Genomic DNA, 26,089 nt, shown 5'->3' with positions numbered 1-26,089 from the left:
ATTTTCTAGATTATGATGCTCAATTTATATCATTAGTTTCAATAAAAAGCGATTATACAAAAAAATTTCAACATCCTAGATATTGATTTGCTGCCTTTGAGTCAAACACATTGCAATTCCCTTTTCGTAGTAAGCTGCCTCATTAATAAAAATCGGCCAAACGGTAGATACACCCTCATAAACAATTGTTTTATTGTCAAAAGTTATAAATATTGGATCTCCTGGGTTCAAGGCTTGGTAATCCTTGTCCTGAAGTTCTGGATGAATCATCCCAAAGATTTTACCATCCTGTTGTTTTGGATAGTCCACAACTGATAAATGGTCATACAGAATCAGCGTTTCATTAGTTGATGCAATTTTATCTTGATTAAACTGTTCTAGATAGTCGAGAACCGCATAAACAAGTTCTTCTGTTTGTTGGAACAACGTCGCTTTTAAGATACCTTGGGCAATAGGGCCAACCTCGATCGCAAAGCCTAATTCGCACAGGGAATTTACAAATGGATTTTCTGCAATTGATTTAAAAGAACAGCGATAAATCCTCACCAAAGGGCTAATCTGACTGAGATAAGCAGCCAATTGCAAGTTTAAGGGATGACTGTTTACCAAAATAATTGTCAGACCCATGTTAGCAGTACTGCTGTGTAAGTCTAAGATAAAATCTGCTTGTTTATTTCTGTTTGATCCTAGAGTGTTTTGAATTGATTTAGCTTGCAATTCTTCGTAACTGTTAAGAGTTGGATCTTGTAAATCTTGTTGGAGAAAACAGCGATTTAAATCCTTCTCTATATATCGCCTCCCGGCGGCAAAAGCATTAGGATTTGCTAACAAAGTAACTGTCTCAAAACTTTGTCTAGTAATCAAGTCGGGAAATTGAGCAAATTTTTCGATTAAATAGGCCCCAGTAAACTCATTGCCATGAGTTCCACCAACAATTGCAACTCGATTAACCTGGTTCACAATCACACCAACTCCAGAATGCAGCCATCGAGGTATCAGTTCTCAATGTACATTATGAAGCATTCAGTGTGCCGATGCGATCGCGCCCCGATGGTTCATAAAGATAAGACATATCAGGCCCATCAGGAATAATTCCACCGGGATTGAGAGGGAAGAGGTTCCCATAGTAGTCACGCTTCACACTCTCGACATCGCAGGTATCAGCTACACCGGGAAGCTGATATAAATCGCGTAAGTAAGCTCCCAAGTTGTGATAGTCTCGAATTCGCTGTCTATTACACTTAAACAACCCGTAGTAGGCACTATCAAACCTAAACAACGTCGTGAATAAACGGACATCTGCAAGCGTGAGATTGTCTCCACACAGATATCGACTAGTTTGCAATGCAATGTCAATCTCATCAAGAGTCGCAAACAGTTCATTACAAGCTTGATTGTATGCTTCTTGGGTTTGGGCAAAACCGCAGCGATACACACCGTTATTTACCGCGTGATAAATTTTCTCATTCCACCAGTCAATTTTTTCTTTGAGTGCTTCTGGGTAAAGATTCAGTGTGGGATTGTTGGCGAACTCGTTAAATTCCGAGTTCAGCATGACGATAATCTCTGAACTCTCATTATTAACGATAGTTTTTGTTTGGTTGTCCCATAAAATTGGAACTGTAGAGCGTCCACTGTAACCAGGTTCTGCCCGTTGATAAAATTCAGCTAGTGTACGACAACCTTCTTCTTCCTCGTTGAATATCCAACCGCCTTCAATGGGAGAAGGAGAGACAATACATACTGATATTACCGCTTCGAGTTTTTTGAGCGATCGCACAACCAAGGTTCGATGCGCCCAAGGACAACCCAACCCAACATAGAGTTTGTAGCGTCCTGCTGCTGGTGGGTATGGATTTCCTTCTTCTGTACCAATAAACTTGCGAAACTGGCTATTAGGACGAATATATGCTCCCGACTGATTGCTAGGAGCAAGCTTTGACATCATTATTTGCCACATAGTCGTCCAGACAAACTTTCCCAGCCAGATGATGAGCTTCGGAGGGAGTGTCCTCCCCTTTTTCTTGGGGAGATTTTTTTCGTCATCCATCGGAGTCGAGTTGCTCATGGTGACAATCTTGCTTTGGGAATTCTTACAAGCTAATCGTATCAAACTTGCGATCGCTTTGCTACATCTATAACCAAGGAGGTATTGCTTTTCTAAAAAACTGCTTACTTTCCAGACTTTAATATCTGTATCTGCTGTAATAAATTGCCAATTAATTTACTAAAAGGCTTAATGAGGATTTAGCGATATTTTGATTTTTTACCTAACGTGCCTTGTATCACATCAAACCATAATTTTCAAGTTTAGTGTTAAGAAGTAATAGTATTTAAAACCTATTCATAAATCTATTTTAGAAACACACTTTTTAAACCAGCGATATCTAGTGCCAAGCCCGGAAATGTTTATATGATGAGGATTACGGTATTATATACCTTTCTCCAATAACCCAGTACATAGATTAATTCAATACTAAGCAGCCTGGATGATTTACAGCATAATTACTATTGACTAAATAAATTTTACTTTAGCTTATTAATAATAATATCGGATCTTAATATCATTAATAAGTATAAAGAAGTCTTTCTATGGATATAAGTTTAGGAATAAATTACTTAAAGAAGAAAAACCTAAAATTTACGTACTAATTATTGTAAATAAAGTGACTCAAACTAACAGAAGAAATAACCTTCTAGAGGAAACAGATTTAGGGACTTTCATCGCTCAGGCTACTGCTACAGACAAATGGCAAGTATTGTCTTACAAAGCCCCAATTCTACCTATACATGCCGCCCTCCTTCGTACTGGTAAGATATTCCTTTTCTGTGGTTCAGGTAACGATCCCACTCGGTTAAATACTCCCTACGACAGTGTGGTTTGGGATGTAAACAAGGGAACCTTTACCCATCAAGCACCTCCATTAGATAGTAATAATCAACCTATTGACCTTTTTTGCGCTGGTCACTCCTTCCGCTCTGAGGGTCTGTTAATGGTTGCGGGTGGAACTCTGCGCTATGACCCATTTTATGGTTCACCCTCTGCTCTACTGTTTGATCCCATTACCGAGAAATGGGTCAAGATCCCATCAATGAATAATGGCCGTTGGTATCCTACTGTGTTAACACTAGGCAGCGGTCGGATCTTTGCACTGTCTGGGCCGGATAAAGATGGCAAGCTCAACAGACAACCAGAAATTTATTCTGTTACATTTTCAAATGGTTGGAACGCTTTTCCAATAACTAGCCCCTTTCCGGCATACGCGCAATTGTTTCTATTAAGTAGTGGGAAAATTTTTTATTCAGGCGCTCAGATGGGCGATAACTCTGGAGTAGCGCCAACGATACTAACTCTGCCAAATACATTTACACAAACCATTACAGAAAAAGTGGTGCCAGGGCTGCAAAACCCAGGTTTCGGTAATCAAGCTGCTAGTGTGCTTTTACCACCTGCACAAGACCAAAAAGTTATGATTATCGGTGGGGGTAGTAGTACTACAGCAACAAACAGAGTAAATATTGTAGATTTAAAAGCTACTAATCCAACTTACGTAGCAGCAAAATCTTTAAATTATGCTCGGATGCATCACAGCGCTGTTTTGTTGCCCGATCGCACAGTCTTTGTTTGTAATGGTAGCAAAATGAGTGAGGACACAACACAATCAATGCTGCCAGCAGAAATCTACAATCCAGCCACAAATACCTGGACAGTAGTAGCTAAACAAGGTGTCCCTCGCGTATATCACTCTGTGGCCTTGCTGCTGCCAGATGGTAGGGTAGTTGCAGCTGGGGGCAACCCTCAACGAACTGTCAATGAACTGCGGTTAGAAATTTACAGTCCTGCGTATATGTCGCGGTCACGACCAATTATTCAGAGCGCTCCTCAAACTTTGAGCTACGGAGTGCAATTTACGATTCAGACACCCCAAGCCAGGAATATTAAATGGGTTAGTCTGATTAGACCAATGGCAACCACTCATTCCTGCGATACAGAACAAAGGATAGTCGATGTGCCGATTAATTCTAGGAACTTTACTTCTCTGACTGTCACGGCAACAAACAATCGAAACATAGCACCGCCAGGGTGGTACATGCTTTTTATTAGTGACAACAATGGGACACCTTCAGTAGCAACCTGGACGCGAATATTTTAGCCTTACCCGTTTAATTTAATAAAAGTCATTAATTCTAGGAGTGGAAATATGAATTCCAAGCTCTCACGTCGGCAGTTTGGCCAGTTGGCAATTGCTGGAACTGTAGTATCTGGGCTTAGTTATCTAACCAACAAAGCCTTGGCGCAAACACCAAGTTTAAATCCAAGTTTAAATAATATTATCGGTATAGGTTATAGCTCTATCATTACCACAGACAAAACGGTTATTCCAGAGGTAAATACCACTGAATTAGATAGCACTGCGCCAAACAATGTATCCACAAATATTAAGCCTGTAGGACTTGTTTTGCAATCCTTAACTACAGGAAATAGTCAGGTACTTGTAAATAGTACGCCTTTAGCGGAGCCTAATGAGATATTAAGTGGCTTCACTTCTTTAAGCGATGGCACACTTGTTGTAGCCATTACTCCTGTTACGACTAGTAGGAAACAGGCAACACCTACTCGAATTACATTTTTGGGCACGCCTATAAGAACTTTGACAGTCTCAGGACTTAAACAGAATCAACAGCTTGGGAGTTTGCTAGGCACTAATGATGGGCGACTCATCGGTCTAGTGGGTAAAAAGAACGGTACACCGCCAATCTTATTGGTCGATATTAACCTTCAAACAGGAGAAATAAGTTCTATTAGTAAGGTTAAATTCCCGAACGATGAGCGGGTTAGCAATCTAGCTGAGTGTCCAGATGGAAAACTCTATACTTCTTTAGTTGGATTCGATGGTGATACAACTTTGGTGCAGCTAGATTCAAATCAAAAAAAGCCAATCAGACTGGCACAATTGAAAGTTGATGGTAAAGAATGGAATAATGGCTTACAAAGCTTAGTTTGCTCTGCAACAGATCAACTCCTTGCCTTTGGAGCTATGAGGTATGAAACACCTAATGCTGTGTATAGCGTAGATAAGAACAGTGGAAACATGACTCGGCTACAAGACTTTGACGTTGCTCAGATTACGGTTGCTCGTGGGTAGAAGACATTGGGCAATTCATGCAGCCGCATTCGCAAAGTGACAAAAGTCGCTTTATTCTAAGTAAGTTGGCACAATAAAATCAAACAATGTAAATAAAAATGAACTAGGCTAAAACCCTTATACCTATTGCCTGTAGCAAGATTGCCTTATTTCAATGACAATTATTTACGCTTACTTAATCTCTGACAGATGCCTTTTCCCTAAGAAACGCATCAAATGTAAACCTATCGGGTAGTGAAGTTTGTGCGCCTGATTTTGTCGTCGCTAAAGCACCTGCTGCTGCACCCCAAACAACTGCTTGATGTAAAGAAAGTCCTGCAAAAAGTGCCGCCGTTAAGCCACCATTAAAAGCATCGCCAGCTGCTACTGTATCAACTGCATGAACCAGAAACGCGGGGACAAAAAACTTTTCCTCAGCAGTGGCACAAAAAACACCTTTAGCACCCAGTTTAACGATCGCACATTTCACACCCCGTTGTAATAAAACTTCAGCAGCCTTTGCCGCTTGTTCCTCTCCATCCACAGGAAAACCCACTAACTGCGCGGCTTCAACTTCATTCGGTGTAATAATGTCCACTAATGGATAAAGTTCATCTGGGAAATTAGATTGTGCGGGTGCTGGATCGAGAATTACCCTAATTTTACTTTTTCTTGCTGCTTTAACAGCTGCAATCACCGCAGTAATCGGAATTTCTAATTGTAAAAGCAGTGCTGTAGCTTCTGGTAATAACTGGGACAATCGCTCTACATCTTCTTGATTAACACACCCATTTGCACCAGGAATTACAATAATTTGATTTTCCCCAGCATGATTTACGGCGATAATGGCAACTCCAGAACTAACAGTCTTATCGACGAAAATATTGCCAATCTGTACACCAGATGATTGCAAATTATTGACAAGTTCCACACCAAAATCGTCTGCACCGACACGCCCCACCATTTGGGTAGGAATTCCCAGTTTTGCTAATGCTACAGCTTGATTCGCTCCTTTACCTCCCGAAACTTTAAAAAATTTTTCTCCTAGCAACGTTTCTCCTGGGACTGGCAATCGGGGTGTTGTTGCTACCAAGTCTATATTTATGCTGCCGAAGACAATAATGCTCATTTTTGTTGATCTTTAAAGTCAATCTGTTATTTCATCTTAACTGTTACCTGATAACAATCATCCCAAAATACTTTGTAATAGCAACCAAACATTTAAACCTACGATAACAATAGCAACTAACCAGGCCAACGATTTCAACCATAAAGGATTGACAAACTCACCCATCAAGCGGCGATTACTCGTAAATATCACCAATGGAATCACTGCAAATGGTAACTGTAAACTGAGGATAACTTGGCTGAAAACTATCAGGCTACTTGTACTATTTTCACCAAAAACAATGATAGTAATTAACGCTGGAATAATGGCAAGTAGACGAGTTATTAAACGGCGTAACCAAGATGGAAAGCGAAATTGCAAAAAGCCTTCCATAACAATTTGTCCTGCCAGAGTTGCAGTTAGCGTTGAACTTTGTCCAGAAGCAAGTAAAGCAATACCAAAAATAGCGCTGGCAGCACTAACTCCTAACAATGGTGAAAGTAATTTATAAGCATCTTGAATTTCTGCCACATGCTGATTACCAGAAAAATGAAATGTTGCAGCAGACACAATTAAAATTGCTGAGTTGATAAATAGTGCTAAGGATAAAGCAAAAGTTGAATCAATTGTGCCAAACTTAATTGCTTCCCATCTTTTTTCACTATTAGGCTGCCAATTACGGGTTTGTACAATTGAGGAGTGTAAATATAAGTTGTGAGGCATCACTGTCGCCCCTAAAATACCAATAGCAATATATAGCATTTCTGGATTGTGTAAAATCTCTTTCTTGGGTAGATATCCCAATAAAATCCCCCCCATGTCAGGGCGAGAAAATAGAATTTCAGCTGTAAAACAGATGCCTACTGTTGCTACCAGCATTATTACCAGGGCTTCTGTATAGCGAAAGCCTTTATGTTGCAGGAATAACAATAGCAGTACATCTAATGCTGTGATGCAAACACCCCATACTAAGGGAATACCGAATAAAAGTTGCAGTGCGATCGCACTTCCGAGTAGTTCTGCTAAATCACAAGCTGCGATCGCAATTTCACATAGTACCCATAAACAAAAGCTTACCCTTCGGCTGAAATAGTCTCGACAAGCCTGTGCTAAATCTCGCCCTGTAGCAACTCCCAAACGTACACATAATGATTGGAGTAATACCGCCATCAGGTTCGACAGCAAAATCACTGTTAACAGAGTGTAGCCAAACTTTGACCCCCCAGCGATGTCTGTTGCCCAATTTCCAGGATCAATGTATCCGACTGAAACCAGATACCCTGGTCCTGTATAAGCCATCATCTTGCGCCAAAAGCTACTGCTGTTAGGAACTCCAATACTACGGTGAACCTCTGGTAAGCTAGGTTTATTTTCTGGGGGAGTCATTTACTTTGTCGTTAAATATTCTCATATTCTTTTCATAATCTCATGAAATATAGAATAAACATCAACCTTTAGGTGAGTATAGATCAATACATTTTGGTTATACCCATTCCAATACTTCTCGCTTTGTGCATTTTTAATTCAGAATCAGGTTTTGGGAAAAGGTTAAAGGGGAAGGGTTAAAGGTTTTTTCTTTCCCTTTGCCCCTTCCCCTTTAACCGAGAAGTATTGATACCCATTCCATGCGATCCTGCGCCTTATTCATGTAGGGGCAATACTCTGCGGGTAATCCGTTGAAAAACTCGTAGAGTATGCTCCGCGTCCACATAAATTGCCTCTACAGGCTTATAGAGGCATCTTCAAACACAAATAAACGGTATCACTCCTTTAATTCCATCAATTCTTTTGTTTTCAAAGCAGCCGCTACAGGCTGAGAACATTCTCGAATCTGAGGAGAGATAGAGCAAATCGCATCTGTCGTTGTTTCAAAACAATTTGATAAGCCAATTGTTTTTAACAACCCTGTTCGTTCTAATAGTTGTTTGACTTCGGGTTGTAAACCTGTGAGAATTAAGCGGCAATTGTGCCGTTCCAAGTCATGATAAATATCTTCTAAAGCTACTAATCCAGTTGTGTCCATATTTGGCACAAAGCGCAATCGGAGAATTAAATACTTCACTTCCGGTTCATCGCGGAGGAAGGTAGCAAAGCGTTCAGCAGCACCAAAAAATACGGGGCCATCTACGCGATAAACCGCAATTTCCTTACCTAATTCCAGAGGAGTACCAGGGGGGAATACTTCGGTTTCAGGTATTTTAACTAGGCTTAAATCGCTCATCCGTTTGATGAACAATGCTCCGGCTGCAATCAATCCTACTTCTACAGCGAGAACTAAATCAAATAAGATTGTTACTAGCCAGGTGAGAATCATCACCGCAAAGTCAGAGTAAGTAGCACGCATCAATAAACCAATGGCTTCCCACTCAATCATCCGCACACTAACTACCATCAGAATGCCAGCAAGTGCTGCTAAGGGAATCTGTGCTGCTAGGGGTGCTAAAGTCAAAACAATAATGGCTAAAGCAACGCCGTGAATTACCCCAGATAGTCGGGTTTTGCCGCCAGAACGGACATTGACAGCAGTCCGAGCGATCGCACCTGTTGCCGGGATGCCGCCAAAAAATGGGATAATAATATTTGCCAATCCTTGACCAATTAATTCGCGATCGCTATTGTGTTTTTCGCTCACTGTCATCCCATCAGCCACTACGGCCGACAGTAACGATTCAATACTTCCCAGTGCAGCCAAAGCCAAAGCCGGATTAATCAGTTCTCGAATCACACTAAAATCATTCCAGTGGGGAATGCCTTGAGGCATTGGTAAAGATTGCGGAATGCTCCCAATTGTGGGTACATCCAGATGAAAATAAGTTGCTATCCCCGTTGCTAACACCAACCCCACTAAAGAACCCGGTATTGTCGTATTAATCCTAGGCCATAAAATGTTGGCTGCCATTACCACAATTGCTAACCCAACAGCAGCCCAATTTAGAGCTTCTACATGAGTTAAACTTTGCCAAAGTCCCGGTAAAAAGTGTTCACTACGTGGTAGTCGTAAACCAAAGAAATTATTTAATTGACCGCAAAATATAATCACAGCAATACCATTGGTAAAGCCTGCCGTCACTGGATAGGGAATAAACTTCACTAGCTGTCCAAGTTTGGCAACCCCCAAGGCAATCTGGATAATTCCAGCCATCACCCCAGCAATCCAAACTTTCTCAAGGCCGTACTTGGCGACAATTCCCACCAGTACTACAGCCATTGCACCTGTTGGCCCTGTAATCTGTACTGGCGAACCGCCAAAAATCGCCGCGACAATTCCCGCCACAATAGCGGTATAAAGTCCCGCCTTTGGTTCCACACCACTCGCTACTGCAAAGGCTAAAGCCAAAGGCAATGCTACCACTGCTGCTGTTAGTCCACCCGTTAAATCGCCACGCAGTCCACTAAACCAGCGATTCAGACGTAAAAGCTGTGGTTCTTCGAGGATATCAGAGATTGCCATATTCAGTTTTAACTCTTATAGACAATTTTTTGATGCACACATAGATGTGATGTAATATGTGGCAAATTAAGCATAATACCCAAAACCTTAAAGAGCCACGGGTAAAAACCCCTTTATTATAGACATCTCTGAAAAAAGCCCAAATTATATTGTCATTAGTTTGTAGGGTGCAGTCTTGAAGAATCCACCAATTTGGTTTTAGATAAAGCTACCTCATCGGTGGATCTGAATTTTCACGTTATGTGGAAAAGTCCATCAAAAACCTAACCGCTTAACCCCCTTCCCGACGCGGGAAGGGGGAAAATTCAAAGTCTCTCTCCTTTTGGCTATTGTTTGCATAAGTCCTAAGTTTGTCTGAATTAAACCTTCAATCTTCAGATTCAGGACTCAAGACTTTGTTCTGTGGTAATATCAACTGCACGAAACCGCAAAAAGCCGTGGCTACTGTATTAAAATCTCATCGGGCATCAAGAAAGCGTAAACATTCAACGCATCCTCTCCAGCGCTTGCTTGAGTATGGACACCAGTATCGTAAACAAATTTGGCTGGCAACTACTTATTCTACCCTCAATAAATTTTTCGACTTAGCACCACCCGGCTTAATTGGTGTGGCGGTGGATGTAGTAGTCAAGCAACAGGATTCTATAATTGCCCAGTTAGGGGTACGCGATGTCTTTCAACAATTTTTGATTATTTCCTTCCTGACTGTCATCATTTGGATACTAGAATCTGTTTTTGAATACGCCTATGCTCGACTTTGGCGGAATTTGGCTCAGAATATTCAGCATGACTTGCGTTTGGATGCCTACAAACATTTGCAAGAGTTGGAATTAGCTTATTTTGAAGAACGCAGCACTGGTGGTTTAATGTCTATCCTCAGTGATGATATTAACCAATTAGAGCGTTTTTTGGATGGAGGAGCAAATGATATTATTCAAGTTTCTGCAACTGTTCTAATTATTGGCGCTGCTTTCTTTATTTTGGCTCCTAGTGTAGCGTGGATGGCTTTGTCACCGATGCCATTTATCCTCTGGGGTTCTTTTGCTTACCAAAGATTGCTTGCACCTCGCTACGCTGATGTCCGGGAAAAGGTAGGTTTCCTAAATTCGCGTTTGTCAAACAATATTAGTGGAATAACTACCATTAAAAGTTTCACTGCCGAAACTTATGAAGCCTCTCGTTTGGAATTAGATAGTGATGCTTATCGCCGCAGTAATGCTAAGGCAATTACTCTTTCTGCGGCTTTTGTACCGTTAATTCGGATGCTAATTTTGGTAGGTTTCACGGCATTACTCTTATATGGTGGAATGGCAGCAGTTTCTGGAAAAATGTCTGTAGGTACTTACAGCGTATTAGTGTTTTTAATCCAGCGCTTGCTGTGGCCTTTAACAAGATTAGGCGAAACTTTTGATCAATATCAACGAGCAATGGCTTCTACTAATCGAGTCATGAATTTGTTAGATACTCCTGTCGCCATTCATACAGGTGATGTGGCGTTACCTGTGAATGAAGTGCGCGGTGAAGTGCAATTTAAAAATGTTTATTTTGCTTATAAAGATAGATTTCCAGTAATTAAAAATTTGTCTTTGGATATTCCGGCGGGGAAAACCATTGCAATTGTTGGTTCAACGGGTTCTGGTAAAAGCACTTTAGTCAAACTTTTGTTGCGGTTATACGAAGTGCAAACAGGAAGCATTACTCTCGATGGCATTGATTTGCAAAGTTTGAATTTGCAAGATTTACGCCGTTGTATTGGTTTAGTGAGTCAAGATGTCTTTCTATTTCATGGCACTGTAGCAGAGAATATTGCTTATGGTAGCTTTGAGACTACAGAGCAAGAAATTATCACGGCGGCGAAGATAGCCGAGGCGCACGAATTTATTATTAACTTGCCCCAAGGTTATGAGACAATTGTGGGGGAAAGAGGACAAAAGTTATCTGGTGGACAAAGACAACGGATTGCGATCGCCCGCGCAGTCTTAAAGAATCCGCCCATTCTGATTTTAGACGAAGCTACCTCAGCAGTGGATAATGAGACAGAAGCCGCAATCCAGCGATCGCTAGAACGGATTACAGTAGATAGAACTACAATTGCGATCGCTCATCGTCTTTCCACCATCCGCAATGCCGATTGCATTTATGTCATGGAACATGGGAAATTAGTAGAGTCGGGAACCCATGAGCAATTGCTGGAGAAAGATGGAATTTATTCTAGCCTCTGGCGTGTACAGTCAGGTTTGAGATAAGTTTCGCCCATTGTTTTGTGTCTTCATTACGAATTATTTATGTTTTTTGGCAATAATCAACCAGAATCAGGTGATAACAAGTGGCGTGTCCAGTTGGATAGGTTTGTCAAAGCAAATCAGCATGAATTGGCGGCGCTGTTTTGGGGATTGTGGTTAGCTAATGGTGACACTCAGGGTACTGTTGGTATTGATTTGCAACCAACGCCGCATTTTGTTTATTGTCCGAAAGAACAGATAGAGAATTTAAATATTAAAGTTGAGAATCGGCTGCAAGAAATTTTGGGAATTGTTGAAAATCACAAACCGGAAATAGAAGTTGTGATGATTGGGATTGGGAAGGGGGAAATTAAGTTAATTCAGTTTGCACCGGAACCAGCACCACCGATTTGTTTTGAGCAATCTGGGAAGGATGTGGATGGGTTATTAGATGTGCTGGAAGAGAGGATGAGGGAGGAGTTGAAGTTATAACTAACTAAGGCTTGTTTATTTGTATAGCAGAGTTGTTTCTAATCTTCAGGCTTTTTAAAATGAGTCGTAAGATTTTAGATATTATTCTCATTGGGCCAATTAGTACAGGTAAAAGCACACTTGGAAAACTGCTTGCTCATAAGTTAGGGATTTCACAGTGTTCTATGGATGATGTACGATTGAATTATTATAAGGAAATAAATTATGATGAGGAACTGGCAAAGCAAATAAGAGAAAAAGAAGGATTTCCAGGTGTTTATCGTTATTGGAAACCTTTTGAAGCCTACGCGGTTGAAAGAGTACTTTCGGAATATAGCAATTGTGTTATTGATTTTGGCGCAGGCCATTCTGTTTATGAAGATGACGATCTTTTCAGACAGGTGCAACAAGTTTTAGAGCCATATATAAATGTTGTGTTGATTCTTCCTTCTCCAGATTTAGAAGAATCTATCCAAATACTTAACGAACGTAATGGTGGGATTGTTAGTAATGGGTTTGATTTGAACGAGCATTTTGTTAAGCATCATTCAAATTATAATTTAGCAAAGTTTGTTGTTTATACAAAGGGTAAATCACCTGAAGAAACACGGGATGAGATACTTAAAATTGTAAAACTTTAAAACTGATTACTTGTTCTCTAGTTTTAAGTGGCTTTTTTAGATGGGTTATAACTTTAGAAAACATCTTTAGATGCTACTCTATAATACCGCGATGAATATCTAATTTTATGTTTTTAACGCAAAGGGACGCGGAGGGAAGCGCAGAGGAACACAAAGGAAGATAAGAACTCTGCGCTTGTTGTTTAGTTCATTGTTTTGTGGAAATCTGGGTAAGTTAGATTTTCGGCGCAATGCAAGATAATGTTAAATACGGCTTCATAGTGATATGAATTGTTCTTGTAGAACTTTAGACTCGGTTTTAAAGATAGGAATTAAATTTTTTGTCGCAAACAAAATTCGGCTATCAACGCTTGAAGTAATTCTATGCCATGAATATCAGGTATAGAATGATGCTTTTGCTCGTCCTCGTCAACCAGAGTACCTAAAACATTGAGATAGTCTTGTCCATTTGGTGTTAATTCACCTTTATCAATCAAGGAATCGATTACTTCTTACATAGCTAGCAATTCTTCCTCAGAAGTTACGGAACGAGGAGGAAATGGTTTTGCCCAACTGACTTTTAGAAAAACGGTATTCACACGGGAGAAAATACTCTCATCGGGGAAACCTAATAAAAGTGAAGGGTGCTAAAGTACCTGTGTTGTTTTTCCTCCCTGGTTAGAAGCCAGAAGGTTCTTAAACTTCCGTGAGGTTTTATGAAAGAGATAAAAAATAAAATTACGAATAAATTAGAACGACTATTAGAACAATGGCTAGTACCTCGTATGGTACGGTGGGGAGAATATCTAGAAACCAAAATCAGGCGCTACAAGCATCAAGAACTGAAGAGTCAATTAAAATTTTGTGGCTCAGGTTTACGATTTAAGCGAGATATTAAAATTGACCATCCGCAAAATGTCTCTCTGGGAAATAAAGTCTACATCGGCCCAGATGTCTTATTAGATGGACGTGGCGGAATTACAATTGGCGACAACACCACACTCGGATTTAATGTTATTATCCTCTCTGCCAATCACGACTATCAAAGTAATGATTTGCCTTATGAACATAATGTCTACATCCATAAACCTGTTGTCATCGGCCGCAATGTTTGGATTGGCGGAAATGTCCTAATTATTCCGGGAGTTACTATTGGAGATGGTGCAATTGTGGCGGCTGGTACGGTTGTAACTGCTAATGTTGAACCTTTAGCAATTGTTGGGAATCAACCAATGAGAACAATTAAATACCGCAATAAAGAACATTATGAACAACTCGCTAACAAGCAAGAAAATCAGGATATCTCGTAATTATTACACGATAGTAGGGTGGGGATTAAAATGCCCACCCTACTTACCTAAACTAAAGCTGGCGTATTTGCACGCTTGACTTGAGGTGTTGCAACCATCCGCATTCCGGCCGGTGTAGCGACAGTTAATCCACGGCGTACAGGATGCACAGGACGTTTATTAACTAGCGATACTTGAAAGTCAGATAGAACAGTTGCTAAGACAATTTTCATTTCATACTGGGCAAATGCCATCCCAATACAGCGACGATTACCGCCACCAAAGGGTAAATATTCATAAGGTGAATATTGTCTTTCTAAAAAGCGTTCTGGTTTAAACTGCTTAGGTTGTGGATAAACTTCTTCTCGATGATGCGCTAAATAAATACTGGGGACTATTACCGTTCCCTCTCGCAGTTCGTAGCCCATAATTGTAATTGGGGTTTTCACAATCCGAGGGAAAGCAGTCATGACAATTGGGTAAATTCGTAGTGTTTCTTGGCAAACTGCTGTCAAATAGGGCAATTTACCTACACTACTCAAATCGTGGTTAACTCCAATGGTGTTGAGTTCCTTTAGCAATTTCTCACGCACCTCTGGTAAACGATCAATCCAGTAAAAAGCCCACGTCAATGACGAAGCAGTAGTTTCATGTCCCGCTACTAGCAGTGTCATTAACTCGTCATGTAATTCTTCATCTGACATCCCTTGACCATCGTCGTAACGAGCCGCCATCATCAAACTTAGGATATCTTGGCGATTTTGATCTGCTTGGTCGCGACGTTCTCGAAGTAAAGCATAAATCAGTCGATCAATTTTTTGCCGTTGTTGCAGAACCCAACCCCACGGACTCCACGCACCGAAATCTTTTTGCATGAACTGGAAAAAGAAGGCGCTGGACATTATGGGCGAACTTATGAAGTCTAGTAAGTCACTTAGCGATCGCCTTAGTTCTTCAAAAAGCTCTCCCTCATTCAAACCAAAGACAACCCGTAAGATAACACGCAAGGTAATTTCCTGCATCGACTCACGGATCTTAAAAGGCTTACCAATTTGCCATTCATGGCTCACCTGTTGGGTTATTTTCCGAATTTCCTCACCATAAGCCCGCATCCTTTCGCCATGAAAAGGGGGAGCTAATAGTTGCCGTTGGCGCTGGTGGCGATCGCCATCCGCTAACATAAAGGAGCGATCGCCAAGTAAAAATCTTAGTCCTGTGTTTCCCCTCCCAACCTCAAAATGCCTCGAATCAGCAGTAAAAATCTGCTCAAGTGCTTCGGGTTGACTAAAATACACAAGATGGTTATCAGAGCTAGTACTCCTGATGGTGAAAGTGTCACCATAGGTTTTGGCAAAATCATCGACATATTTCACTGGCTGAGTAATAAACTTGATCATCCGCAACCAGCGTGGGATTTGAGGCCCATCAGGCAGATTGTAAGTTGCTGTCATAGGAGTTTGTAAATTTGATGGCTTCTGAATTTTATTGTTACGACTTTTCATGTTATTTAGGGTTACAGAAAGCGGTATATTCATGATTGGGGGCTAGAGACTGGAGACTGAGAACTGAAAAGAGAATAATAAAAACTCTTGTACAGACGCGATTCATCGCGTCTCTATTCCTAACTCAGCACTCCTAACTCAGCACGGGCTAAACGCCCCGCTACCGCTAACAAGAGGCAGCATCGGAAGCAAGCAGTGCCAAAAATCATCGCTATTCTCAACGGTAAAGGAGGAGTCGGCAAAACGACTACCGCAGTCAATCTGGCTGCAAACTTTGCGAAGAAAAAAAAGGTGTTGCTGATTGATGCAGATATTCAAGGTTCTGCCAGTTGGTGGTTTGGGCGCAGTCAGCAGGGAATGGGATTTGATTTATCTCAAGAAACAGATCCCAAGCTTTTAAGTGATTTAGGAAAGATAACAGGTTACGATTTAGTAGTGGTGGATACACCTCCCGCGCTGCGCTCTGAAGCATTAGTGGCGGTAGTTGCGATCGCAGATTATCTAGTTTTGCCTACACCCCCATCCGCAATGGATTTAGCTATCCTCGTGGAAACAGTCAAGGAAGCCGTCATCCCCGTGGGAACCCCCCATCGGGTACTGCTTACTAAAGTCGATACGCGCAGTATTGGGGAAGCGCTAGAAGCAAAAAACACTCTCACTAGATTAGGTATTCCTGCTTTTAATACCTTTATCCGTGCTTATAAGGCTCATGAACGAGCGGCGCTTGAGGGTGTAGCGATCGCTCAATGGCGAGGAAGTAATGCACGAGAGGCGGAGTTAGACTACCGTCGTGCAGCTGATGAATTACAGCGTGATTGGAGAAAATAATAATGGCTAGGAAACAAAGTCTCTCTGACTTACTACAAGAAGAGGCACAAAAATTTACACCCCCAGAAGGTGAATCTGCGATCGAAGTTACAGCACAAGCAATTACCGAAGAACAGGCTTCATCTGATGAAGAATCCTCAGCACAAACACCTGAGCCAAATTCTACTAAGCGTACAAGCCCAACTAAAGCTGATTTAGAAGCGACTGTTAAAGAGTTGACAAGTAATTTAGAAGCAAGCCACAAAAAAGAAGCATCTCTTGGACAAGAAGTTGCTGATTTGCAATCAAAATTATCTAAACAAAAAACATTTGCATCAGAACAAAAATCATTACTAGAACAACTAACAAAAGAACTTGAAGAAACTAAAAAAACAGCACTGCAACTTGCAGAAGCAAATTCCAAGCTTATAGAAGAAATTAATGCTTTAAAACAAACAGCAGAAGATAATTCTAAAAAACTTGTGGTCAAAGAAAGTACTGCTATCAAACCAGTCAAAGACCATTACAATCCACTTAACTACAAAAAATCACATCGTTCATCGGAAACGTTAGCTCAAAACCAACCACAAAATCAACCAAATGAGTATCCTGATAGTTCTAATGAGATGTGGTTACTTGACTAGAGTTGATATCAGTTCTTTGTGAAACTGCACAAAATCAGGTTTTGTAAAACAAGGGGCTTAAGCTCCTTGTTCTATCCAACCCCAGAGGTAATCGGTATTATACTTAGTGAATAAAAAACTGCTTTAAACTCGAAAGTTTAAAATATGCTGCGCGGTGATTTGTGGTTGTTCCAAGTGCGGAAGATGACCACAATCTTGAATCCAGATGAGATTGCTGTGGGGAATGGCTCTTTTAAATCTCATAGCATCCTTAGTACCTAAAATTTTATCAGAATCGCCCCATAAAATTAGCGTTTGTTGCAGAATTTGTGATATTTTTTTAAATCTAAAAGCACTATAACCACCACTTTTAGTAAAAGCAATCAAAGCTTGATTCCAACTGGGCATTTGTAGATGTAATGCGCCACACCATAAAGCATCGACAGAAGCAAGACTTTGATTTTTATATCCAATGCGAGAAACGCGATCGCGCACCTTTAGATTACTCAAAAATTGAGTTGCGAAATAATCTAGTGGGGGAAACATGAATTTACTTAACGGTGAACCACCAGCCAACCCCGCACTATCAATTAACACCAGCTTTTTTACGACTTCCGGGTAACTCAGCGTAAAATCAATCGCCGTCGCACCCCCCATCGAAGCGCCCACTAAAATTACAGGTTGGTTAATTAAGCTTTTCCAGAAATAATAAAGATGGGTTTTAATCGCAGTTGGGCTATAAGCAATTCCTGAGAGTCTATCTGTAAACCCAAAACCCAACAAATCCACAGCCCACGTTTCATTATCTCTAGAGAGTAGTGGCAAAAGCCGCCGAAATTCTAATACAGAACTGTCAAAGCCGTGAATTAATAAAATAGGAGTTCCACCACTCCCTTGCTTGACATAAGTTGTGGTAACTGGTTGATTAATTAAAGGAGTAGCGATCGCAGCAGTTTGAATACTCTGAGCTAGTGCGATCGAGGCAGATTCTGTCAGTTGCCCAACTGCTTGAGGAAGAAAATTCGGAAACATAAATTTCAGTTTATCGTATTAGCTTGCTTTGGCGCATCGCTGATTTTGTTAAACAACAAAATTACACAAACTAATATGCTCAAGTATTATTTGTAATACATAAAACATAGTTTAGCGGCTAATCAAAATATTCTAACTCTTGTAAAGACGCGATTAATCGCGTCTCTCCTAATTCCCACCACCAAAGAAAATTTTGCAAAATGTCAAAATTGGGACTAAAGCCACGTACAATTGATATCGCCTATCCCTTATTCCAGGAGCTAATGCCATGCCAATGGCGGTTGGCGTAATTGAAACTTTAGGTTTTCCTAGTGTTTTAGCCGCAGCAGATGCAATGGTCAAAGCTGCCGCAGTCACGATTGTGTATTATGGTCAAGCTGAAAGCGCACGTTTGTTAGTCGCCGTCCGGGGACACGTTTCTGAAGTCAATAGAGCTGTTGAAGCCGGAATCGTAGCTGGAGAGCAAGTTAAGGTTGGTACAGTAATTACCTACTACGTTGTTCCTAATCCCCCGGAAAATGTGGAAACCATATTACCAATCCATTTCACCGAAGAATCAGAACCTTTCCGCATGTTCTAAGCAATTTTGCTATCAAAATCTGTAGCGAAGCTTCGTACAATTACCTTGTAGCCCCCATATCGTTTATTCATACAGGAGATTAATAATGTCATTACAGGCAGTTGGAGCACTTGAAACGAAAGGTTTTCCTGCGGTGCTAGCAGCAGCAGATGCAATGGTAAAAGCTGGCCGAGTCACTCTTGTTGGATATATTAGAGTGGGTAGCGCCCGTTTTACAGTTAATATTCGTGGCGATGTTTCTGAAGTAAAAGCTGCTATGGCTGCTGGTGTTGAAGCCGCAGAAAATGTTTTTGGCGGTACACTTGAATCCTGGGTAATTATTGCTCGTCCCCATGAAAACGTTGAAGCTGTTCTGCCAATTGGTTACACAGAACAAGTCCAAGGGTATCGAGAATCTGTAGAAAATCCGATTGTTAGATCGAACAATCGATAGATTCAACCCTCTGCGGGGAAATTCAAAACGAAGAATCTCTACAAATGAATTTATTGAGAAGTCTATTTTAAGGCTTCTGACCATTAAAGCTTTTGAGGGTTGCATTCTTTCTGTTATTAGATTTTGCAGAAGTTGAATTTTGAAGCAGAGGGAAAGCAACAATCACAGTCAATAGTCAAAATCAATCAATATTGACTGTTGACTATTCATTTTTACTAATTTAAACGTTTTATATAACGACTTACTAAATATCCTTTTAAACACTAATTTACGTATATAAACCTCATCTATGTTGAAACCTAGAGTTTTTTAAAAGATATATTGATGTAGGTTGGGTGGAGTGAAACGCAACATTACCACCTTATTTATGTTGGGTTACACTATTGCTGCACCCAACCGACAAAACTACGGTTCTTAAGGTAGACGAAGTTTACATTTAGATAAAACAAAAATATATTAAGAAATTTAACTTAATACTATTCAGTTAAAGCTCGCTCCTCCTCCCTAATTCCCCTTAGAAAGGATGGAATTAAGCTCATTTTAAGAGGGTCGGAGGGCTTTTATAGTGCAAAATCTTATGAACACCAAGCGTATTAAGATTTAACTAAGTATTTTCCTACGTAAGGGATTGTAAAGGGTTGAAACTTATACGGGTGAAATAACGTCTGACATTGAGTTAAATTAGATTCGTTCTTAGTATTTGTTACAAAATATCAGATTTCCCCGACCCATCTCATGCAAAGGTGTATCCTCACCACTCTAGGCAGATTTCTGTTTTTAGTTAAAAAACATAACTTTACAAAAAGCTTAAATTAACAAACTTGCTCTAAATGCTTCATTTACAAGGGTTTTGGGTATTTTGGAATTGAAAGGAAAACATCAATGTAGAAATTTCTGCATAATTCTAGTGAATTAAGACGTAATAAGAGTAGAAACACTGAGCTATTTTCATGAAACTCATGAAATCTGGGGCAGCTGCCAGTTAACAATTAGGTGGGATAAATGGGGGTTGTGATGCAAACTTCAAAATTGAGTTTCGAGGAATGCAATCTCAGTATGACAACAGATATGGAAAAACTGGCTTTAGATTGGCAAAAGCGCTTGGCTACTGAATGTCCAGAGCAAAATGAAGCTGCGAGGCAAAGTATTATTCTCTGGCTATTTGGATCTGACTCAAAACGGTTTGATCTGTTAAACCCGAAGGAACTTGAGATCGCCAAACAAGCGATGGAATATCGCTGGAGGATTTTACGTCAACGTTATTTAGGCTTTGGGCGAGAACGTGCTTATCGCAACTTGATAACGCGATTAGGGAGTTTAGTGACATTACGGAATAAGATTCAGACTTGGGTTTCCCTCAGCCGCGATCGCCAGCGCAGTGTTATGGATGTATTGCAAGAAGTACTCCAAGAATTACTGCAAACTGATGCCTACATGCAGCAACAAATGGCTGATCTTGCCAAATATACAAGCGATAGGCGATTGGCAGATGCTCTGCTATTTGCCAGTGTAGAAGAATATTGTCTGCGGCCAGTACGCAATCAACCCCTATTAGCTTACCGGTTTGTAAATTACTTGCGTCGCACTCAGCGCGGTGGCTTAACCCAAGTGCCGGGTCGTGACATGATTAGACTGGTATCAGAAGAAGTCCTCACCGACGACAGTGACAATCGAGTTAACTTAGTAGATAGTCAGGCGATCGCAGAATATCAAGAAACACAACAACTAGAAGAACAACAGGCCCTACGTCAGTCCGTCCAAAAAGAATTTGAAAATTATTTACAAGAAAATCTGGGAAAAGACGCAGTAGAATGGCTACGACTGTATCTGCAAGGTAAGTCCCAAGAAGAGATCGCCCAAAAACTGGATAAGCAGACTAAAGAAGTCTACCGTCTGCGAGAAAAAATTAGTTACCATGCGGTGCGTGTTTTTGCCCTCAAAAATAAACCAGAGCTAGTAGACAGCTGGCTCTCAATTTCCTTACAAGAACATAATTTAGGGTTAACGCAAAACCAATGGCAACAACTTGATGAAAAATTGACTCCTCTAGGGCGGCAAATCCTAGATTTGCGGAAAGCAGGTAACTCAATAGAAGCAATAGCTCAACAGTTAAAACTCAAAACCCATCAAGTATTAGGCGAATGGACAAAAATTTATCTTGCAGCCCAAGCTTTAAGAACCCAAGAGTAGCCAATTCAGGCGGCGGGAGACAAGGCAAATGGGGAGTGGCGAAGTGGAGGAGTAGGGAAAGTAGGGGATTAGGGTAAGAAGAAGTATTAATTATTTGCCCAATGCCCCATGCCCAATGCCCACTTCTCAGTATTATCCCCAATCTATCATCTAAAATTCATCTTTTACTTACGTCTACTTAAGTATATATAATTTAAATTTTAACAATCAAACAAAGTATCTTTATTAACTACCTACTCAATTAGAGGCAAAATATAAATAAACACCACGCAATCAAACCTATGTTGTCTTCCGAGGGCGGACTAAATGATACCGCAGCAAATGCACAGCAAATCCTAACTGCCACTCAAACTAGATGGGAGGAAGGAGGGGAACGCGAGCAAATGTTCCAACTGATTGATAATCTTTTATCCTTTGAAGCTTGCCTCTACCATCAGATTTTGCCCTTGGGATTAGAAGACCAAAACCTCTTGCTAGGTATGGTTTATCCACAAGACAGTGAGGCACTAGATTATGTTGGCCGCATTTTGTCTTATATCAATTGCACAATGGTGATTGAGGCGATCGCAAGCGACTCTCACCGCAGAATATTATCAGCCTACCTCAACCATAAGAATACATCTCAGCTAGATGCAAAAGTTGTGCATGAGTCAACAGAGGACTTTCCCCAACAAAATACTGACAAACCTATTCCCTCCCTAAATGCCGACTCAGAATCAAATCAGCACCCCCTATTGATGGCGTTTCAGACACAAAAGCGTCAACATTCTGGACAACGTGTAGACTTGCCTCCTATCCCAGAGCTAGATCAATCATCTCAAACTCTAAGGAGTCAAGAGGGCGAGACATCCGTTGCAGTAGCAAACAATCTACCTATTTTACCTACACAAGTTCCTGAATTACTTACTCCCATTGAGTTGCTGCCAACACTACCACCAAAAAAATTACTAGAGGAATTACTAGGGCGAATTCTGGGTGGAGGAATCGGCCGGCTGTATTTAGAAAGACAAGCTTACGAAGGCAGGATACTGTGGAGTGATAATGGAATATTACAGTCTGTATTAGACAAGTTGCCGCTCTATGTTTTCCAAGGAGTACTGAATGAATTAAAGCGGTTTGCCTCCCTACCTCTCATCACGCTTGCAGAACCAAAACAGGTAGAGAAGGAATATGTATATCAAAAAAACCGCTTGTTATTACGCTTGCGAGTTATGCCGGGAACCTACGGTGAAGAGGCAACACTCCAAGTCTTGCGGGGAGCAGCATTAAAATTCTATCAACAACAACAATTGATGCGTCTGGGACGTGATGCTTTAGGAATTTCTCAACAACTAAGTTTCAAATTACATGAACTACAAGAACGGCTTTTGTTGAATCCTAGCCTTGACTCTCAGCAATCAGAGGCTTTAGCTACACTGAATCAATTAGTGAAAAACTTAGACCAACAGATAAAAATACTGGCAATACATAGCAATCCACCAACAGACAGCAAATTATAGGTCTGTCAGTGAAAGCGCTGATTTCGATCGCTTACATAATTGTTATGTTGTAATGAGACTTTAGACCGATCAACCTTAAAGGTTCATCTCAAATAAATACAAATTTTGCGATCGTACTCTGAGTAAGATTACGATTTAAACAAACTTACAGTATCAAAGTTAGTTTCCCGCTCTTGAATCCATTTGTTGCAAATATTTCATGCTAACTGAGGTTTTTAGTGAACTTTTCCCCTTGATGAGTACAGCCAACCCACAAACCTTAGAATGGCTGCTCAACGTTGCAATTGAACATGAATATCCATCGGGGCGAGCCGTTGTGATGGAAGATGCCTGGGGTAATGCCGTTTACTTCGTGGTTTCTGGTTGGGTCAAAGTCCGGCGTACTGTCGGGGACGATTCAGTAGCTTTGGCAATTTTTGGTCGTGGCGATTTTTTTGGAGAAATGGCAATTTTAGATGAATCTCCACGCTCAACCGATGTCATTGCCCTTTCACCCGTGAAGTTGCTTAGTATCTCTAGAGAGCGTTTTATTCAAATATTGTTTAAAGACCCACAGTTACATCACCGGATGCTGCAACTGATGGTGCGGCGATTGCGGCAAATTAACCAGCGATTACAAATGCGGTCTTCACCACCAGCAGTCAAACTCGCTCATACCCTAGTAACTTTAGGTGAAAGTTATGGTCAGGAATCAGACTTAGGAAGAGAAGTTTTTAACATTCCTTTTAAAGATTTAGCAGAGGTAACAGAAATCGGTGTTGAAGAAACCACCAAAATCATGGAAAAGCTGCATGAAAAAGGGTGGATCAAAATTGATAGCGCCAATAACATTACTTATCTTGTGAATTTCAAGCAGTTGATAAACTTGGCTGGCAAAGTGTGATTACTTTATCCGAGATAATCCATCATAGGTAGGGGTTGCTGAAAAAGAAAGAAAAGGTTGTACTGTCTTGGGAAATAAACGGTGTAATATACTTAGTCACAATATTGACTGCATCTTATACTGTCGCCCATTCATCACCTAAATAATTGACGTAATTATCTCTTTCATCATCTGTAACTTTTTGATTACCTAGAATAACTTGAGATTTATCCCATGTTTTGGCGTAATTGTTCCAGAATTATTTATTAATTTCAACGTTGGATGGCTGCATTGGTAAATCCCGTTAGTCGCAGCGGCAATATCTAAATTGAACAAGATTAGTACTATATCAGCTTTTCAAAATTTTTTTCTCAGAATTTCTTGAAACCACTCTTCAGTGCGATCGCCCATAGCTTCTAAAGAATATAGAGTTTCTGCTTGCTGACGACAAGTTTGTCGGTCAATTTTATCCAAATGGTTAATAGCTTCTACTAAACCTTGAACACTATCGGGTTCCACCAAAAAACCAGTTTTTCCTTCCTGGACAATTTCTGTTAAACCACCGCGACGATAAGCAATTAAAGGTACTCCACAAGCAAGCGCTTCTATTGCTACATTTCCAAATGCTTCTATCCAACGAGGAGTTACTAAAAGTGCTTGACATTTACCTAGCTCCTTTTGTAGCTCAAGAGTTGGTAGAAATCCTACATATTCTATAGGAGCATTAGGGTATTCTTGACAAATTTTTCCCCAATAAGATACATCCTGTTTTAATCCGAAGATTTTCAATTTAATGCCAGTGATTTCTGCTGCTGCTACTGCATCTTCTAGCCCTTTCTCAGGAGCTATCCTACCTACCCACGCCAAGCTCTGAGTTGGTTTCTGGCAAAATTGATAAATAGATAAATCCATGCCATTTAACAGACAAATACACCGTTCTGCAAATGTGAAAGTAGCTGCCTGTGTTTGGCTGTGAACACCAATACTACCAGGAAAATTGATTGCTACTTGTTCAATAATCTCATCCATTACATCTGTCAAAGAACCCATACTGATCAGATGTGCGAGCGGACAATTAAAAAATGGTGTTAAATAGAGTGGCAACCAATCATATGCAAAATTAACAATTAAATCATAATCAGTTTGGACTTGACGAGCATAATCCCACATATTCGCTAAAACAGAATTTTTATGCAGCAAAATTGGATCGCTACGACTCTGATTTTGCGCTGGTATCTGTATTAGTTCACCGGGAATTTGTCTAATCGGTAATGAATTGCTGATAGATCCTTGCGGTGCAACAATTTCTAATTTATGTCCTCGTCGCAGCATCTCTGTAGCAATATTAGATAAAGTTAACTCTACTCCGCCTCCCAATCCTGAACCTAGCGCGCCCATTGGAGTAGACATAAATAATAATTTATGGTACATTTCCGTCGTTAATCTATTTTTATCAACATCATTTTTTTAGCTAAATAACTTGTTTAGCAGGTTTCGCTATGGCTCCACCCAAAAAACATGTAATTAAACTCAACTCTGCTTACGGTAGCAGCGAGTTGTAATTAAGTAAGGGTGAAAAATCTCTAAAAATTGGCTCTGAAGTGTATTAAAAAATGCTTCTACAATTTTAGGCTCATCTAAATGAAAAGGAAATTCTTGATTAAAACCTTTAAAAAAATACCAATTTACTATAATTTTACCCTCAGAATTCAAAGATTGATAAAATTGTAATAACTGCTGGCTAGGGTCTGATAAATGTTCTAAAACATCAAAACACAAAATAGTATCAAATTTTTCTTTTGCAGGCATTTCAAGACTACAAATTATTTTTTTCCCCAGTCCCATTTTCTCTGCTCGATACTGAACAAAATCACGATTAATCGGATTAATATCATAATAAATAACTTGCTCCACTTGTGGACAAAGAGCAGCACCAAGGGTATGAGTTCCTATCCCTCCACCAAAATCTAACACTCTTCCTTGGGCACAATCTGCAATCAACTGCAACATATCTCCAATATAAGCATAACTTGATAGATGCCAAGCCCCCAATTCAAACAAGTAAAGTTCTCCTACTTTCTCACGATAGAAAGCAGTTGCTTCTTCCCAATTAAAATCTTTGCGTCCTAAGTTTTTTATTTCCTCTTGTCCTGCTGCTAACTTTGTCTCTATGGTTCCTGGATCTAAATGTAAAAAACCTTGTAAATGATCTTTTAAGTCAAATGAATTTTCTAAAAAGCTACTTAAGAAAGAAGGCGCAGTAGAGTTTACCAT

The 26,089-nt window shown here is 40.3% G+C and carries 24 protein-coding genes; 13 read left to right on the top strand and 11 right to left on the bottom strand.

All coding sequences use genetic code 11. The features are described from left to right. Window positions 1–75: 75 nt before the first annotated feature. Both H6G86_RS17960 and H6G86_RS17955 read right to left on the bottom strand, forming a co-directional pair. Entirely contained in the window at window positions 76–960 is an 885-nt protein-coding gene (locus H6G86_RS17960; RefSeq protein WP_190935458.1) for an aspartoacylase, read from the bottom strand. A 52-nt stretch (window positions 961–1,012) separates the two neighbouring features. After that, a complete protein-coding gene (locus tag H6G86_RS17955) occupies window positions 1,013–2,068 on the bottom strand; it encodes a glutathione S-transferase family protein (RefSeq protein ID WP_190935457.1) in 1,056 nt (351 codons plus the stop codon). A gap of 598 nt (window positions 2,069–2,666) precedes the next feature. Between H6G86_RS17955 and H6G86_RS17950 the strand changes: the two genes are divergently transcribed. Continuing rightward, on the top strand, window positions 2,667–4,154 hold the full coding sequence (locus tag H6G86_RS17950; protein WP_190935456.1) for a galactose oxidase-like domain-containing protein: 1,488 nt from the start codon (window positions 2,667–2,669) through the stop codon (window positions 4,152–4,154). Window positions 4,155–4,202: 48 nt separating this feature from the next. Next, window positions 4,203–5,147 carry a hypothetical protein gene (locus H6G86_RS17945; RefSeq protein ID WP_190935455.1) on the top strand — a complete coding sequence of 315 codons (945 nt, stop codon included), beginning with the start codon at window positions 4,203–4,205 and terminating at the stop codon, window positions 5,145–5,147. Between the two features lie 175 nt (window positions 5,148–5,322). On the opposite strand, the gene rbsK is transcribed toward H6G86_RS17945, so the two are convergent. The 3 genes from rbsK to H6G86_RS17930 form a co-directional block, all read right to left on the bottom strand. Continuing rightward, complete coding sequence (gene rbsK, locus H6G86_RS17940) at window positions 5,323–6,255, bottom strand: ribokinase (RefSeq protein ID WP_190935454.1); 933 nt, start codon at window positions 6,253–6,255, stop codon at window positions 5,323–5,325. A gap of 57 nt (window positions 6,256–6,312) precedes the next feature. Continuing rightward, window positions 6,313–7,620 (bottom strand): Nramp family divalent metal transporter, encoded by a 1,308-nt coding sequence (locus tag H6G86_RS17935; RefSeq protein ID WP_190935453.1) that lies wholly within the window; start codon window positions 7,618–7,620, stop codon window positions 6,313–6,315. A gap of 376 nt (window positions 7,621–7,996) precedes the next feature. Beyond that, complete coding sequence (locus H6G86_RS17930; protein WP_163932228.1) at window positions 7,997–9,685, bottom strand: SulP family inorganic anion transporter; 1,689 nt, start codon at window positions 9,683–9,685, stop codon at window positions 7,997–7,999. Window positions 9,686–10,122: 437 nt separating this feature from the next. On the opposite strand from H6G86_RS17930, the gene H6G86_RS17925 reads away from it, so the two are divergent. From H6G86_RS17925 to H6G86_RS17915, 3 genes are read left to right on the top strand one after another with little or no spacing between them, the layout of a single operon-like run. Next, window positions 10,123–11,931, top strand: coding sequence for an ABC transporter ATP-binding protein (locus H6G86_RS17925; protein ID WP_190935452.1), 1,809 nt, complete (start codon window positions 10,123–10,125; stop codon window positions 11,929–11,931). A gap of 39 nt (window positions 11,932–11,970) precedes the next feature. Next, window positions 11,971–12,399, top strand: coding sequence for a beta-carboxysome assembly chaperone CcmS (ccmS, locus tag H6G86_RS17920; RefSeq protein WP_190935451.1), 429 nt, complete (start codon window positions 11,971–11,973; stop codon window positions 12,397–12,399). 59 nt (window positions 12,400–12,458) lie between these two features. Then, window positions 12,459–13,019 carry a shikimate kinase gene (locus H6G86_RS17915; RefSeq protein ID WP_190935450.1) on the top strand — a complete coding sequence of 187 codons (561 nt, stop codon included), beginning with the start codon at window positions 12,459–12,461 and terminating at the stop codon, window positions 13,017–13,019. A 182-nt stretch (window positions 13,020–13,201) separates the two neighbouring features. Here the strand turns inward: H6G86_RS17915 and H6G86_RS40175 are convergent, their stop codons facing one another. After that, window positions 13,202–13,255, bottom strand: coding sequence for a hypothetical protein (locus H6G86_RS40175; protein ID WP_520449523.1), 54 nt, complete (start codon window positions 13,253–13,255; stop codon window positions 13,202–13,204). A gap of 75 nt (window positions 13,256–13,330) precedes the next feature. Beyond that, window positions 13,331–13,495: a hypothetical protein gene (locus H6G86_RS17910; protein WP_190935449.1), complete on the bottom strand. Its 165-nt coding sequence runs from the start codon at window positions 13,493–13,495 to the stop codon at window positions 13,331–13,333. A gap of 219 nt (window positions 13,496–13,714) precedes the next feature. Here H6G86_RS17910 and H6G86_RS17905 point away from each other — a divergent pair, with 219 nt between their 5' ends. Continuing rightward, on the top strand, window positions 13,715–14,308 hold the full coding sequence (locus H6G86_RS17905; RefSeq protein ID WP_190935448.1) for an acyltransferase: 594 nt from the start codon (window positions 13,715–13,717) through the stop codon (window positions 14,306–14,308). Between the two features lie 47 nt (window positions 14,309–14,355). Here H6G86_RS17905 and H6G86_RS17900 read toward each other — a convergent pair whose 3' ends face one another. Then, the gene (locus tag H6G86_RS17900) at window positions 14,356–15,738 is read right to left on the bottom strand and encodes a cytochrome P450 (protein WP_190935447.1); all 1,383 of its coding nucleotides are present in this window, start codon (window positions 15,736–15,738) and stop codon (window positions 14,356–14,358) included. Between the two features lie 246 nt (window positions 15,739–15,984). Here H6G86_RS17900 and H6G86_RS17895 point away from each other — a divergent pair, with 246 nt between their 5' ends. Then, complete coding sequence (locus H6G86_RS17895) at window positions 15,985–16,617, top strand: ParA family protein (protein WP_012409272.1); 633 nt, start codon at window positions 15,985–15,987, stop codon at window positions 16,615–16,617. 2 nt (window positions 16,618–16,619) lie between these two features. Further along, window positions 16,620–17,240: a hypothetical protein gene (locus tag H6G86_RS17890; protein WP_190935446.1), complete on the top strand. Its 621-nt coding sequence runs from the start codon at window positions 16,620–16,622 to the stop codon at window positions 17,238–17,240. 123 nt (window positions 17,241–17,363) lie between these two features. Here H6G86_RS17890 and H6G86_RS17885 read toward each other — a convergent pair whose 3' ends face one another. Next, window positions 17,364–18,251 carry an alpha/beta fold hydrolase gene (locus H6G86_RS17885; protein WP_190935445.1) on the bottom strand — a complete coding sequence of 296 codons (888 nt, stop codon included), beginning with the start codon at window positions 18,249–18,251 and terminating at the stop codon, window positions 17,364–17,366. Window positions 18,252–18,519: 268 nt separating this feature from the next. Here H6G86_RS17885 and H6G86_RS17880 point away from each other — a divergent pair, with 268 nt between their 5' ends. From H6G86_RS17880 to H6G86_RS17860, 5 genes are all read left to right on the top strand, one after another. Then, complete coding sequence (locus H6G86_RS17880; protein ID WP_069069150.1) at window positions 18,520–18,831, top strand: BMC domain-containing protein; 312 nt, start codon at window positions 18,520–18,522, stop codon at window positions 18,829–18,831. Between the two features lie 85 nt (window positions 18,832–18,916). Continuing rightward, entirely contained in the window at window positions 18,917–19,264 is a 348-nt protein-coding gene (locus H6G86_RS17875) for a carbon dioxide-concentrating mechanism protein CcmK (RefSeq protein WP_069069149.1), read from the top strand. 1,002 nt (window positions 19,265–20,266) lie between these two features. Further along, the gene (locus H6G86_RS17870) at window positions 20,267–21,454 is read left to right on the top strand and encodes a HetZ-related protein 2 (RefSeq protein ID WP_190935444.1); all 1,188 of its coding nucleotides are present in this window, start codon (window positions 20,267–20,269) and stop codon (window positions 21,452–21,454) included. Window positions 21,455–21,735: 281 nt separating this feature from the next. After that, window positions 21,736–22,953 (top strand): GspE/PulE/PilB domain-containing protein, encoded by a 1,218-nt coding sequence (locus H6G86_RS17865; protein WP_190935443.1) that lies wholly within the window; start codon window positions 21,736–21,738, stop codon window positions 22,951–22,953. 199 nt (window positions 22,954–23,152) lie between these two features. After that, window positions 23,153–23,836, top strand: coding sequence for a Crp/Fnr family transcriptional regulator (locus tag H6G86_RS17860; RefSeq protein WP_114081365.1), 684 nt, complete (start codon window positions 23,153–23,155; stop codon window positions 23,834–23,836). A gap of 336 nt (window positions 23,837–24,172) precedes the next feature. Here the strand turns inward: H6G86_RS17860 and H6G86_RS17855 are convergent, their stop codons facing one another. Continuing rightward, the gene (locus H6G86_RS17855; protein ID WP_190935442.1) at window positions 24,173–25,246 is read right to left on the bottom strand and encodes a glycosyltransferase family 4 protein; all 1,074 of its coding nucleotides are present in this window, start codon (window positions 25,244–25,246) and stop codon (window positions 24,173–24,175) included. 99 nt (window positions 25,247–25,345) lie between these two features. Next, on the bottom strand, window positions 25,346–26,089 hold the full coding sequence (locus tag H6G86_RS17850; protein ID WP_190935441.1) for a class I SAM-dependent methyltransferase: 744 nt from the start codon (window positions 26,087–26,089) through the stop codon (window positions 25,346–25,348).

This window comes from Nostoc sp. FACHB-133, from assembly GCF_014698055.1.
GTDB lineage: Bacteria > Cyanobacteriota > Cyanobacteriia > Cyanobacteriales > Nostocaceae > Nostoc.
Note: the sequence above shows the minus strand (reverse complement) of the source record. Positions and strands in the feature narration are given on the sequence as shown.